Source organism: Kitasatospora sp. NPDC036993 (assembly GCF_055607525.1).
The window spans coordinates 15,347-27,708 of the sequence record NZ_JBVJRP010000024.1 but is presented as its reverse complement, the minus strand read 5'-3'; the positions used below and the strand labels follow the sequence as shown (position 1 = coordinate 27,708).

The following is a 12,362-nucleotide window of genomic DNA, read 5'->3' as shown; positions in this document are numbered from 1 at the left end:
TCGCTGCGACGCAGTGCCGCTGCCGGGCCGCAACACCAAGGAGTACGGCAATGGCCGTCGTCACGATGCGGGAGCTGCTGGAGAGCGGCGTCCACTTCGGTCACCAGACCCGCCGCTGGAACCCGAAGATGAAGCGCTTCATCATCACGGAGCGCAACGGCATCTACATCATCGACCTCCTGCAGTCGCTGAACTACATCGACCGCGCCTTCGAGTTCATCAAGGAGACCGTTGCCCACGGCGGCAGCGTCCTCTTCGTCGGCACGAAGAAGCAGGCCCAGGAGGCCATCGCCGAGCAGGCCACCCGCGTGGGCATGCCCTACGTGAACCAGCGCTGGCTCGGCGGCATGCTGACCAACTTCTCGACCGTCTACAAGCGCCTTCAGCGTCTGAAGGAGCTCGGCGAGCTGGACTTCTCGGACGTGGCCGGTTCCGGCCTCACCAAGAAGGAGCTCCTGGTCCTCCAGCGCGAGCACGACAAGCTGGAGAAGACCCTCGGCGGTATCCGTGACATGCAGCGCGTCCCCAGCGCCGTGTGGATCGTGGACACCAAGAAGGAGCACATCGCGGTCGGCGAGGCCCGGAAGCTCAACATCCCGGTCGTCGCCATCCTGGACACCAACTGTGACCCGGACGAGGTCGACTACAAGATCCCGGGCAACGACGACGCGATCCGCTCCGTCACCCTGCTGACCCGCGTGATCGCCGACGCCGTGGCCGAGGGCCTGAAGTCCCGCGCCGGTGTCGCCAAGGGCGACGTCAAGGCCGAGCCGGGTGCCGACCAGCCGCTGGCCGACTGGGAGAAGGACATCCTCGAGGGCGAGAAGAAGGCCGAGGAAGCCCCCGCCGCCGACGCCGCCGTTGAGGCCCCCGCCGCCGAGTCCGCTGTCGAGGCCCCCGCCGCCGAGGCTGCCGCCACCGAGGCTCCGGCCGTCGAGGCCCCCGCCGCCGAGGCTCCGGCCGAGCAGGCCTGACGTACCAAGGGTGAGGGGCACCCGCCGGTACGAAACCGGCGGGTGCCCCTCTCTCCCGCGCCGGGACCGAACCACCGGTCCCGGCGCCACTCCACGCAGACACGCGAGACGCGAGAAGAGATTCACACCATGGCGAACTTCACCGCCGCGGACGTCAAGAAGCTCCGTGAGCTCACCGGCGCCGGCATGATGGACTGCAAGAAGGCCCTGGACGAGGCCGAGGGCAACGTCGAGAAGGCCGTCGAGCTCCTGCGCATCAAGGGCCAGAAGGGCGTTGCCAAGCGTGAGGGCCGCGACGCCTCCAACGGTGCCGTCGCCGCGCTGATCGCCGAGGACAAGAAGTCCGGTGTCCTGGTCGAGCTGAACTGCGAGACCGACTTCGTCGCCAAGGGCGAGAAGTTCGTCGAGGTCGCCGACACGATCGCCGCCCACGTCGCCAAGTCGGCCCCGGCCGACCTGGACGCCGCCCTGGCTTCCGAGATCGAGGCCGGCAAGACCGTCCAGCAGTTCGTCGACGAGGCCAACGCTTCGCTGGGCGAGAAGATCGTCCTCCGTCGCTTCGCCCAGTTCGACGGTGACGGCTTCGTCGCGGTCTACCTGCACAAGACCAGCCCCGACCTGCCGCCGGCCGTCGGCGTCCTGGTCGAGCTGGACAAGGAGAACGCCGAGGTCGCCAAGGACGTCGCGCAGCACATCGCCGCCTTCGCGCCGAAGTACCTGTCCCGCGAGGAGATCCCGGCCGAGGAGCTCGAGAACGAGCGCCGCGTCGCCGAGGCCACCGCCCGCGAGGAGGGCAAGCCGGAGGCCGCCCTGCCGAAGATCGTCGAGGGTCGCGTCACGGGCTTCGTGAAGGAGAACTCCGTCCTGGAGCAGGCCTTCGCGAAGGACAACAAGAAGACCGTCGCCAAGGTCCTCGCGGAGAACGGCGTCGCCCTCAAGCGCTTCGCCCGCTTCCGCGTCGGCGCCTGAGCCACGTTCCACCTGGTCCCCGGCCCCCTTACGCTGGGAACCGCCCCCGCCCGCTGACCGGGGCGGGAGGAACGCCGAACGGGCTCACCCCACGCCTACCGCCGACGGGCGGGCTCGCGTCGGCACCATGAACGACGAGGAGGCCATTGCCGTGCAGGACACCGAACCGGTTCCCGCGGCAGTGGCCTCCTCGCGTGTACACGCAGGCGGGGCATCCGCACACCCGCGCCTGTGACCAGTAGGTGCAAAAAGGAGAAGTCCATGCAGGAGACGCAGGAGACCGCGCAGGACCCCAAGGCGGGCTCGCGCCGCCGGGTGCTGCTCAAGCTGTCCGGTGAAGCCTTCGCCGGTGGTGGCGGGCTCGGCGTCGACCCGGACGTCGTGCACGCGATCGCCCGGGAGATCGCCACCGTCGTCCGTGCCGGTACCGAGGTCGCGGTGGTCATCGGCGGCGGGAACTTCTTCCGGGGCGCCGAGCTCCAGGTCCGCGGCATGGACCGGGCCCGTTCCGACTACATGGGCATGCTCGGCACCGTCATGAACTGCCTGGCGCTGCAGGACTTCCTGGTCAAGGAGGGCATCGAGACCCGGGTCCAGACCGCCATCACCATGGGCCAGGTCGCCGAGCCGTACCTCCCGCTGCGGGCCGTCCGGCACCTGGAGAAGGGCCGCGTGGTGATCTTCGGCGCCGGGATGGGCATGCCGTACTTCTCCACCGACACCACGGCCGTCCAGCGCGCCCTGGAGATCCACGCGGACGTCCTGCTGATGGGCAAGAACGGCGTGGACGGCGTCTACGACTCCGACCCCCGGACCAACCCGGACGCGGTCAAGTTCGACGCGCTGGAGTACTCCGAGGTCATCGCGCGCGACCTCAAGGTCGCCGACCTCACCGCGATCACGCTGTGCAAGGACAACAACCTGCCGATGCTGGTCTTCGAGCTGCTGGCCGAGGGCAATATCGCGCGCGCGGTGAAGAGTGAGAAGATCGGCACACTCATCAGCCAGGATTCTGTCCGGGCCTGAGCAGCAACCAGCCGTACCGGGCGGCGCCGGCGCCGCTACCGGCCGCCGCGCCGACACCGGTCGGGACAACAGCAGATGAACCGGACAGGGAGACCACAGTGATCGAAGAGACCCTCCTCGAGGCCGAGGAGAAGATGGAGAAGGCCGTCCTCCACGCCAAGGACGACTTCGCGGCCATCCGCACCGGCCGCGCGCACCCGGCGATGTTCGCCAAGATCGTCGCCGAGTACTACGGCGCCAAGACCCCGATCAACCAGCTGGCCTCCTTCTCGGTGCCGGAGCCGCGGATGGCGGTCGTCTCGCCGTTCGACAAGACCGCGCTGAAGGCCATCGAGCAGGCGATCCGCGACTCCGACCTGGGCGTCAACCCGTCCAACGACGGCTCGATCATCCGCGTGGTGCTGCCGGAGCTGACCGAGGAGCGCCGCCGGGAGTTCATCAAGGTCGCCCGTACCAAGGGCGAGGACGCCAAGGTCTCGATCCGCGCCGTGCGCCGCAAGGCCAAGGACGCCATCGACAAGCTGGTGAAGGACGGCGAGATCGGCGAGGACGACGGCCGCCGTTCCGAGAAGGAGCTCGACGACACCACGGCCAAGTACGTGGCCCAGATCGACGAGCTGTTGAAGCACAAGGAAGCCGAGCTGCTCGAGGTCTGATGAACGACGCCCCTGACGCCCCCGGCTACTGGGGCACGTCCGACCAGCAGTTCCAGCCCTACCGTCCGGCGCCGCACCCGCAGGCGGTCCGTACTCCGGCCCACCAGGCGCCGGGGTACGGAGAGCAGCCGGCACCGGTCCAGGGACACCCCGGCCACCCGGGCGGCCACGTCGTGCCCCCGGGCGCGCCGGGCCCCGTTCCGGGGGCACCGGGCCTCCGTTCGGATCAGTCGCAGCAGCCTCCGGTGTACTGGGGCGGCGACGCGGAGGAGACTCAGGTCATGCCTCCCGTACCGGCCGACCCCGGCCCGCCGCCCGGCGCGCCCGACCCCGGTCGGTCGGCCGCCCACGGCCGGCCCGCGGCTGACGGTCGGCCCGGATCCCACGGCGGGCCCGCGTCCCACGGCCGGCCCGGATCCCACGGTTGGCCCGCGGCCGACGGCCGATCCGCCCACGGCGGCCCGGCCGACCCCGAGGAGGGGCAGGCCCGCGAGGCCGGCCGGCTGAGCGGCCCGCTGTTCCGGGACGAGCAGCCCGACCCGGCGCCGCCGGGCGTGACGGAGACGGTCGTGCTGCGCGCGATATCCGACGACACGACCCCCGCCCCCGGTCACGGCACCCAGCCGCACCCGGGGGCACCGGTGCATCCCGCGCCGCCGGCGAACCACCCGGCGGCCGGGCAGCCCCGCTTCGTGCCGACGTCCCACCCAGGGCAGGAGACACCAGTGGCCGCCCAGCCCGCCCCGCAGCCGCAGCCGCGCAAGCAGCGCGGCGGCCGTAACCTCCAGGCCGCCATAGGCGTGGGCGTCGGCCTCGGCGCGGTGATCGTCGCCTCGCTGTTCGTGGTGAAGGCGATGTTCCTGGTCGTCGTGATGGCCGCGGTCGCGGTCGGCGTCTGGGAGCTGACCAGTCGGCTCTCCGAGCGCAAGCAGATCAAGGCGCCGCTGGTCCCGCTGGTCGTGGGCGGCATCGCCATGGTGGCCACCGGCTACTGGTCCGGCATCCAGTGGGCCGCCGCCTCGCTCGCGCTGACCGGGCTCGCGGTGATGGTCTGGCGGATGGCGGAGCCGCCGGAGGACTACCTGCGGGACATAACGGCAGGTGTGTTCACGGCCTTCTACGTGCCGTTTCTGGCCACCTTCGTGGCGATGATGCTGGCGGCCGACGACGGTCCCCAGCGGATCGTGCTCTTCCTGATCGTCACGATCTGCAGCGACACCGGCGCCTACGCGGTGGGCTACAAGTTCGGCAAGACCAAGCTGGCCCCGACGATCAGCCCCGGCAAGACCCGGGAGGGCCTGGCCGGCGGCATCGGCCTGTCGATGCTGGCGGGCGCGCTGCTGATGCAGCTGATGATCGACGGCGGCAGCTGGTGGCAGGGCCTGATCCTGGGCGGCTGCGCGGCGGTCACCGCGACCCTGGGCGACCTGGGCGAGTCGATGATCAAGCGCGACCTCGGGATCAAGGACATGGGCACGCTGCTGCCCGGCCACGGCGGCATCATGGACCGGCTGGACTCGCTCCTGCCGACCGCCCCGGTGGTCTGGCTGCTGCTGGCGGCCTTCGTCGGCAGCTGACCCGCGGGTACGACGGGCCCCGGACGCCTGGCGTCCGGGGCCCCCGCGCGTCTGCGACACTTGAGGGACCATGCCTAAGCCCGGAGAACTCACCTTTGTCGCGCCGCGCGGCGCAAAGCCCCCGCGACACCTCGCCGACCTGAGCCCCGCCGAGCGCAAGGAGGCCGTCGCCGAGCTGGGCGAGCAGCCGTTCCGCGCCAAGCAGCTCTCCAACCACTACTTCGGCCGGATGTCGAACGACCCGGAGAGCTGGACGGACATCCCCGCCGCCAGCCGGGAGAAGCTCACCGGGAGCCTGCTGCCCGAGCTGATGTCGGTGGTCCGGCACGTCTCCTGCGACGACGACGCCACCCGCAAGACGCTCTGGAAGCTCTTCGACGGCACGCTCGTGGAGTCGGTGCTGATGCGCTACCCGGACCGGGTCACCATGTGCATCAGCTCCCAGGCCGGCTGCGGCATGAACTGTCCGTTCTGCGCCACCGGCCAGGCCGGGCTGACCCGCAACCTCTCCACCGGCGAGATCGTGGAGCAGATCGCCGCCGGGATGCGCTCGCTCAAGGCGGGGGAGTTCGGGGCGCGCGGGGGGTCGGTTCCTGGAGACGGCGGCAGTCCGGGTGGCGAGGCGCGGCTGTCGAACGTGGTCTTCATGGGCATGGGCGAGCCGCTGGCCAACTACAACCGGGTGCTGGCCTCGATCCGCCGGCTGACCGACCCGGCGCCGGACGGCTTCGGCCTGTCCCAGCGCGGCATCACGGTCTCCACCGTCGGCCTCGTCCCGGCGATGCACCGGTTCGCCGACGAGGGCCTCAGCTGCCGCCTCGCGCTGTCGCTGCACGCCCCGGACGACGAGCTGCGCGACGAGCTGGTGCCGGTGAACACCCGCTGGAAGGTCGCCGAGGTGCTGGACGCGGCCTGGAACTACGCGGAGAAGTCCGGCCGCCGGATCTCCATCGAGTACGCCCTGATCAAGGACATCAACGACCAGGCCTGGCGGGCCGACCTGCTCGGCCGGCTGATCAAGAACCGCCGGGTGCACGTCAACCTGATCCCGCTGAACCCGACGCCCGGTTCGAAGTGGACGGCCTCCCGGCCCGAGGACGAGCGCGAGTTCGTCCGCCGGCTCCAGTCGCACGGTGTGCCGACGACCGTCCGTGACACCCGCGGCCAGGAGATCGACGGCGCCTGCGGCCAGCTCGCCGCGGCGGGCTGAGCCCCACCGCGGGAGCCCTGGGCAGGAGGCCGGCCGGGGGAAGTCCGGGTCAGCGCAGTCCGGCGGCCGCCAGCGCGGCGGTCGCCCCGCCGGTCAGCAGCAGCGTGCTGCCCACCGCGAGGGTGCGCAGCGCGACCGCGCCGAACAGCATCCGGGGTGAGGTGCCGAGGCGCAGCAGCGCGTCGGTGACCTCGCGGCGGTCGGTGCGGACCTCGGCGAGCCGGGCGATCACCGCGGCGGCCGCGCAGCCGAGCACCAGCCCGGCCTCGACGGCGGGCAGCGCGTCGGCGCTGTCCGGCGCCCCGATCCAGTACCGGACGGTGGTGAGCACCAGCGCGACGGCGAGGGTGAGCACGGCCAGTGGGGCACCGAGCCGCCGGGCCTGGGCGGTGAGTCCGCGCCCGGCGAGCAGCCGCAGCGGGGTGGGCCGGCCGACGGCGAGCAGCCGCCCGGTCCAGGCCAGCAGCGGTCCGGTGAGCAGGGCGAGGCCGAGCGCACTGGCGGCCCAGCCGCCGAGGGCGGCGGTGCTGGTGGTGCCGAGTCCGGCGGGCAGGTGGATCGGCCGGCCGTCGGCGGCGGCGCCGGGCCGCAGCGCGATGAGTTCGAGCGCGGCGCCGATCACTCCCAGGCCCGTGGCCAGGGCGATCCGCCAGACGCCGAAGCCGGTCGGGGCGTGGACGCGGCCACCGGGCAGGCCCTCGGGGGAGGGCACCGCGCAGGCGGCGGCGGTGCCGGCGGTGAGCGGGACGAGCGTGAGCAGGGCGATCGGCGCGGCCGCGGGCAGCGGGACGCCCATGCCGAGGTCGGGGGCGAGGGCGGGCCCGGCGATGTCGTTGCGCAGCACCAGGAAGAGCAGCAGGGCGAGCAGGCTGCCGAGGGTGGAGGCGAGCGTGACCTCGCCGGCGATCAGCGTCCGGATCCGGCGGGAGCCGGCCCCGGCGGCGGTGAGGCCGGCGATCCGTTCGGGCCGCCGGGCGGGCACCGCGCGGGCGGTGACGGCCGCGAACCAGGCGACGGCGGCGAGCGGGGGCAGGCACCAGAGCAGCCGGGCCAGCGGGTCGGCGCCGCCGGTCGGGTCGCTCATCGCCCGGCCGAGGGAGCGCAGCAGGAAGGCGGCGACCACGGCGGCGGCCAGGGTGGTGAGCAGCCAGCGGCCGAGGTCGGGCACCCGGTAGCCCCGGGCCAGACGGAGATAGAACACGTCGACTCTTTCGCGGCTCGGCGTGGTCAGCGGTGGTTGGCCGTGACGGCGGCCGCTGCGGTCCCGCGGACGGCGGGGCCGCGGGGGACGGGGGCGGCGGGGGCGGTGAGCCGTCCGTCGACGAGGGCGACGGCGCGGTCCGCGAACCGGACGAGCTCGGGGTCGTGGGTGGCCAGGACGAGGGTGAGCTGGTGGGATCGGGCCGCGCTGGTCAGTATCCGCATGACCTGGTCGGAGGCCTCGCGGTGCAGCGGGGCGGTGGGGTCGTCGGCGAAGACGACCGGCGGCAGCGGGGCCAGGGCGCGGGCGACGGCGACCCGCTGGCGCTGGCTCTGGAGCAGCCGCTCGGGGCGCTGCCGGGCGCAGTCGCCGACGTCGAGGCGCTCCAGCCACTCGGCGGCGGCGGTGTAGGCGGCCTTGTTGCCGGCCCCGGCGAGCAGCAGCGGCAGGGCGACGTTCTCCCGGGCGGTCAGTTCGGGCACCAGGTGCGGCTCGGAGCCGACGAAGCCGAAGCGGTCGCGGCGCAGCCGTTCGCGGCCGGCCCGGGAGAGGGTGTGCACGGGGGCGCTGTTGAACCAGACCTCGCCCTCGTCGACCGGGAGCTGTGCGGAGAGACAGCCGAGCAGGGTGCTCTTGCCGCAGCCGCGCGGGCCGGTGACGGCGAGCACCTCGCCCTCGCGGACGCCGATCGAGATGCCGCGCACGGCGGGGGTGCCGTCATGGGACTTGACGATCCCTCGGGCCCACAGCACGTCGTTGTCAGGCGGTGCCGCTGACATGAGGATCCATCCTGGGTGGCCGCAGGGATATGACAGTCGTCAGATTAGAACGACGGGGCCTGGTGGCGGATGCGGCGCACTGGTCCATCACGGGCAAATCACCCGCATTCAGGCATGTTTGGTCGTACGACTGTGATGTTGCGGCCGGGAAAAGCGGGCCCGGAGACGCCGAAGGGCGGCCCCGCGGGGAGCGGGACCGCCCTTCGGCGGAGGGTGGGGAAGAAGGATCAGGGGGTCAGATCTTCGCCCACGCGTCGGTCAGGCTGGTCCGCAGGATCTGCTCGATCTCGTCGAAGGTCGACTGGTCGGAGATCAGCGGCGGGGCCAGCTGGATGACCGGGTCGCCACGGTCGTCGGCGCGGCAGTACAGGCCGTTGTCGAAGAGCGCCTTCGACAGGAAGCCGTAGAGCACGCGCTCGACCTCGTCGTCGTTGAACGACTCCTTGGTGACCTTGTCCTTCACGAGCTCGATGCCGTAGAAGTACCCGTTGCCGCGGACGTCGCCGACGATCGGCAGGTCACGCAGCTTGTTCAGGGTGCCCAGGAAGGCGGACTCGTTGTCGAGGACCTTCTGGTTCAGGCCCTCGCGCTCGAAGATGTCGAGGTTGGCCAGCGCCACCGCGGAGGAGACCGGGTGGCCACCGAAGGTGTAGCCGTGCAGGAAGGTGTTGTCACCCTTGTAGAACGGCTCGGCCAGGCGGTCCGAGATGATCGTGGCGCCGATCGGGGAGTAACCCGAGGTCATGCCCTTGGCGCAGGTGATCATGTCGGGCTGGTAGCCGAACTTGTCGGCGCCGAACATGGTGCCGAGGCGGCCGAAGGCGCAGATGACCTCGTCCGAGACCAGCAGCACGTCGTGGCGGTCGCAGATCTCGCGCAGGCGCTGGAAGTACCCGGGCGGCGGCGGGAAGCAGCCACCGGCGTTCTGTACCGGCTCGACGAAGACGGCGGCGACGGTCTCGGCGCCCTCGTTGAGGATGGCCACCTCGATCTCGTCGGCGCACCAGCGGCCGTAGGCCTCGGGGTCGACCGTGCCGTCCGGGCCCTCGAGGAAGGCCGGGGCGCGGTAGATGTTGGTGTTCGGGGCCTTGTGGGTGCCCGGCACCAGCGGCTCGAACGGGGCCTTCAGGCCCGGCAGGCCGGTGATCGACAGCGCGCCCTGCGGGGTGCCGTGGTAGGCGACGGCGCGCGAGATGACCTTGTACTTGGTCGGCTTGCCGGTCAGCTTGAAGTACTGCTTGGCGAGCTTCCAGGCGGTCTCGACGGCCTCGCCGCCGCCGGTGGAGAAGAAGACCTTGTTCAGGTCGCCCGGGGCGTAGTTGGCCAGACGCTCGGCCAGCTCGACGGCCTTCGGGTGGGCGTAGCTCCACACCGGGAAGAAGGCGAGCTCCTTGGCCTGCTTGGCGGCGGCCTCGGCGAGCTCCTCGCGGCCGTGGCCGGCCTGCACGACGAACAGGCCGGCGAGGCCGTCGAGGTACTTGCGCCCCTTGTCGTCCCAGACGTAGGTGCCCTCGCCCTTGACGATCGTCGGCACGGGGGAGTTCTCGTACGACGACATGCGGGTGAAGTGCATCCACAGGTGGTCGTAGGCGGTCTTGGAAAGGTCCTTCTGCGCCGGGTCGGCTGTCATCGGGTGCCCCAGGTGTAGGTCTGTTTCCGGAGCTTCAGGTAAACGAAGCTCTCGGTGCTCCGCACGCCGGGAAGGGCGCGGATGCGCTTGTTGATCAGTTCGAGCAGGTGCTCGTCGTCCTCGCAGACCAGTTCGGCCAGGAGGTCGAACGAGCCTGCGGTGCAGACGACGTAGTCGACCTCGTCGAGGGCGGCCAGCGCGTCGGCGACGGGCTCGATGTCACCCTCGACCCGGATGCCGACCATCGCCTGGCGGGTGAAGCCGACGGTGAGCGGGTCCGTGACGGCGACGATCTGCATCACGCCCTGGTCGAGCAGCTTCTGGACGCGCTGCCGCACGGCCGCCTCGGACAGGCCGACGGCCTTGCCGATGGCGGCGTACGGGCGGCGCCCGTCCTCCTGGAGCTGCTCGATGATCGCCTTGGAGGCGGCGTCGAGGGGAACGCTGGCGTTCCGGTCGCGGTTGGCCACGCGGCCACTGTGCCTGATCGCTCTCGTGTTCGCAAGCGAGGAAGCTGCTGATTTCGTTGTGATCTTGGAAAACACATGCGGATTTCATCGCCCAAGCGCACTCGGTCTGTCGATACCAGCAGTCGTGCGGCTACCCTGACACGGTACGCGCGCGACCCCGAGGGGCGGCGCACATACCGCCACCAGTGGACCGCGTCGCTCCGGACGCGGCCACTCGGCGGCACCCTTCGTATGCCGTATCCGCCGACGTACCATGGCGCCGGAATCTGCAACGCCGCAGGCCCAGACCGAGGAGAGACCCGTGAGCGACCTTCGCACGCTGCGCAACTACATCAACGGTGAGTTCGTCGACGCGGCCGACGGCCGCACGCTCGACATCGTCGACCCGACCACCGGCGAGGCGTACGCGACGTCGCCGCTGTCCGGCGCCGCCGATGTCGACGCGGCCATGGCCTCCGCCGCGGCTGCGTTCCCGATCTGGCGCGACTCCACCCCGAGCACCCGGCAGAAGCTGCTGCTGAAGATCGCCGACGCGGTCGAGGCCCGGGCCGACGAGATCGTCGACACCGAGGTGCGCAACACCGGCAAGCCCCGCGCGATGACCCTCTCCGAGGAGATCGGTCCGATGGTGGACCAGATCCGCTTCTTCGCCGGTGCCGCCCGCCTGCTGGAGGGCAAGGCCGCCGGCGAGTACATGGACGGGATGACCTCGATCATCCGCCGCGAGCCGGTCGGCGTCTGTGCCCAGGTCGCGCCGTGGAACTACCCGATGATGATGGCCGTCTGGAAGTTCGCCCCGGCCATCGCCGCGGGCAACGCCGTCGTGCTGAAGCCGTCGGACACCACCCCGGCCTCCACCGTGCTGCTGGCCGAGATCATCGGCGGCGTCCTCAAGGACCTGGAGCTGCCGGCCGGCGTCTTCAACGTCATCTGCGGCGACCGCGAGACCGGCAAGCTGATGGTCGAGCACAAGACTCCGGCGATGGCCTCCATCACCGGCTCGGTGCGCGCCGGCATCTCGGTCGCCGAGTCGGCCTCCAAGGACGTCAAGCGCGTCCACCTGGAGCTGGGCGGCAAGGCCCCGGTCGTGGTCTTCGAGGACGCCGACATCGCCGAGGCCGTCGAGGGCATCTCGGTGGCGGGCTACTTCAACGCCGGCCAGGACTGCACCGCCGCCACCCGCGTGCTGGTGCACGAGTCGATCCACGACGCCTTCGTCGAGGCGCTGGCCAAGGCCGCGGCCGAGACCAAGACCGGCGGCGTGGACGACGAGGACGTGCTGTACGGCCCGCTGAACAACGCCAACCAGCTGAAGCAGGTCTCCGGCTTCATCGAGCGGCTGCCCGCCCACGCCAAGGTCGAGGCCGGTGGCCACCGGGTCGGCGACAAGGGCTACTTCTACGCCCCGACCGTCGTCTCCGGCCTGAACCAGGACGACGAGATCATCCAGAACGAGGTCTTCGGCCCGGTCATCACCGTGCAGAAGTTCACCGACGAGGACCAGGCCGTCGAGTACGCCAACGGCGTCGAGTTCGCGCTGGCCTCCTCGGTGTGGACCAAGGACCACGCCCGCGCCATGCGGATGTCGCGCCGCCTGGACTTCGGCTGCGTCTGGATCAACACCCACATCCCGCTGGTCGCCGAGATGCCGCACGGCGGCTTCAAGAAGTCCGGCTACGGCAAGGACCTGTCGGCGTACGGCTTCGAGGACTACACCCGGGTGAAGCACGTCATGACCGCGATCTAGCGAGTCATGGCCATTGAGCGCAGGATGACCGCGATCTAGCGGGTCATGGCCATGGGGCGCAGGATGACCGCGATCTGATGGTCGGCTGATGCGACAGTGGGCCCGGGTCTTGTCGACCCGGGC

The 12,362-nt window shown here is 71.1% G+C and carries 11 protein-coding genes; 7 read left to right on the top strand and 4 right to left on the bottom strand.

Going from position 1 to position 12,362, the window contains the following annotated elements:
• Positions 1 to 50: 50 nt before the first annotated feature.
• From rpsB to rlmN, 6 genes are all read left to right on the top strand, one after another.
• Entirely contained in the window at positions 51 to 974 is a 924-nt protein-coding gene (gene rpsB / locus ACZ7C5_RS34575) for a 30S ribosomal protein S2 (protein ID WP_401092187.1), read from the top strand.
• 129 nt (positions 975 to 1,103) lie between these two features.
• A complete protein-coding gene (gene tsf, locus ACZ7C5_RS34570) occupies positions 1,104 to 1,943 on the top strand; it encodes a translation elongation factor Ts (RefSeq protein ID WP_401092188.1) in 840 nt (279 codons plus the stop codon).
• Positions 1,944 to 2,204: 261 nt separating this feature from the next.
• Positions 2,205 to 2,969 carry a UMP kinase gene (pyrH, locus tag ACZ7C5_RS34565; protein WP_030056790.1) on the top strand — a complete coding sequence of 255 codons (765 nt, stop codon included), beginning with the start codon at positions 2,205 to 2,207 and terminating at the stop codon, positions 2,967 to 2,969.
• A 98-nt stretch (positions 2,970 to 3,067) separates the two neighbouring features.
• Complete coding sequence (gene frr / locus ACZ7C5_RS34560; protein WP_188301746.1) at positions 3,068 to 3,625, top strand: ribosome recycling factor; 558 nt, start codon at positions 3,068 to 3,070, stop codon at positions 3,623 to 3,625.
• Between the two features lie 281 nt (positions 3,626 to 3,906).
• Positions 3,907 to 5,202, top strand: a complete 1,296-nt coding sequence (locus ACZ7C5_RS34555; protein ID WP_470324205.1) for a phosphatidate cytidylyltransferase — start codon at positions 3,907 to 3,909, stop codon at positions 5,200 to 5,202.
• A 70-nt stretch (positions 5,203 to 5,272) separates the two neighbouring features.
• On the top strand, positions 5,273 to 6,412 hold the full coding sequence (gene rlmN, locus ACZ7C5_RS34550; protein ID WP_401092190.1) for a dual-specificity RNA methyltransferase RlmN: 1,140 nt from the start codon (positions 5,273 to 5,275) through the stop codon (positions 6,410 to 6,412).
• Positions 6,413 to 6,461: 49 nt separating this feature from the next.
• Here rlmN and ACZ7C5_RS34545 read toward each other — a convergent pair whose 3' ends face one another.
• The 4 genes from ACZ7C5_RS34545 to ACZ7C5_RS34530 form a co-directional block, all read right to left on the bottom strand.
• Positions 6,462 to 7,613: a hypothetical protein gene (locus tag ACZ7C5_RS34545; RefSeq protein WP_401092191.1), complete on the bottom strand. Its 1,152-nt coding sequence runs from the start codon at positions 7,611 to 7,613 to the stop codon at positions 6,462 to 6,464.
• A 26-nt stretch (positions 7,614 to 7,639) separates the two neighbouring features.
• Positions 7,640 to 8,392, bottom strand: coding sequence for an ABC transporter ATP-binding protein (locus ACZ7C5_RS34540; protein WP_401092192.1), 753 nt, complete (start codon positions 8,390 to 8,392; stop codon positions 7,640 to 7,642).
• A gap of 235 nt (positions 8,393 to 8,627) precedes the next feature.
• On the bottom strand, positions 8,628 to 10,022 hold the full coding sequence (locus tag ACZ7C5_RS34535) for an aspartate aminotransferase family protein (RefSeq protein WP_188297086.1): 1,395 nt from the start codon (positions 10,020 to 10,022) through the stop codon (positions 8,628 to 8,630).
• The gene (locus ACZ7C5_RS34530; RefSeq protein WP_030243538.1) at positions 10,019 to 10,492 is read right to left on the bottom strand and encodes an Lrp/AsnC family transcriptional regulator; all 474 of its coding nucleotides are present in this window, start codon (positions 10,490 to 10,492) and stop codon (positions 10,019 to 10,021) included. The genes ACZ7C5_RS34535 and ACZ7C5_RS34530 overlap by 4 nt, the downstream gene beginning before the upstream one ends.
• A 253-nt stretch (positions 10,493 to 10,745) precedes the next feature.
• On the opposite strand from ACZ7C5_RS34530, the gene ACZ7C5_RS34525 reads away from it, so the two are divergent.
• Positions 10,746 to 12,239 (top strand): gamma-aminobutyraldehyde dehydrogenase, encoded by a 1,494-nt coding sequence (locus ACZ7C5_RS34525; protein ID WP_401092193.1) that lies wholly within the window; start codon positions 10,746 to 10,748, stop codon positions 12,237 to 12,239.
• The last annotated feature ends 123 nt before the right edge of the window (positions 12,240 to 12,362 follow it).

Excerpts from the sequence above, each read along its gene's own strand:
- rlmN (WP_401092190.1), top strand. The coding sequence starts at position 5,273 with ATGCCTAAGCCCGGAGAACTCACCTTTGTCGCGCCGCGCGGCGCAAAG.
- pyrH (WP_030056790.1), top strand. The coding sequence starts at position 2,205 with ATGCAGGAGACGCAGGAGACCGCGCAGGACCCCAAGGCGGGCTCGCGC.
- ACZ7C5_RS34525 (WP_401092193.1), top strand. The coding sequence starts at position 10,746 with ATGGCGCCGGAATCTGCAACGCCGCAGGCCCAGACCGAGGAGAGACCC.
- ACZ7C5_RS34540 (WP_401092192.1), bottom strand. The coding sequence starts at position 8,392 with ATGTCAGCGGCACCGCCTGACAACGACGTGCTGTGGGCCCGAGGGATC.
- rpsB (WP_401092187.1), top strand. The coding sequence starts at position 51 with ATGGCCGTCGTCACGATGCGGGAGCTGCTGGAGAGCGGCGTCCACTTC.
- tsf (WP_401092188.1), top strand. The coding sequence starts at position 1,104 with ATGGCGAACTTCACCGCCGCGGACGTCAAGAAGCTCCGTGAGCTCACC.
- ACZ7C5_RS34535 (WP_188297086.1), bottom strand. The coding sequence starts at position 10,022 with ATGACAGCCGACCCGGCGCAGAAGGACCTTTCCAAGACCGCCTACGAC.
- ACZ7C5_RS34555 (WP_470324205.1), top strand. The coding sequence starts at position 3,907 with ATGCCTCCCGTACCGGCCGACCCCGGCCCGCCGCCCGGCGCGCCCGAC.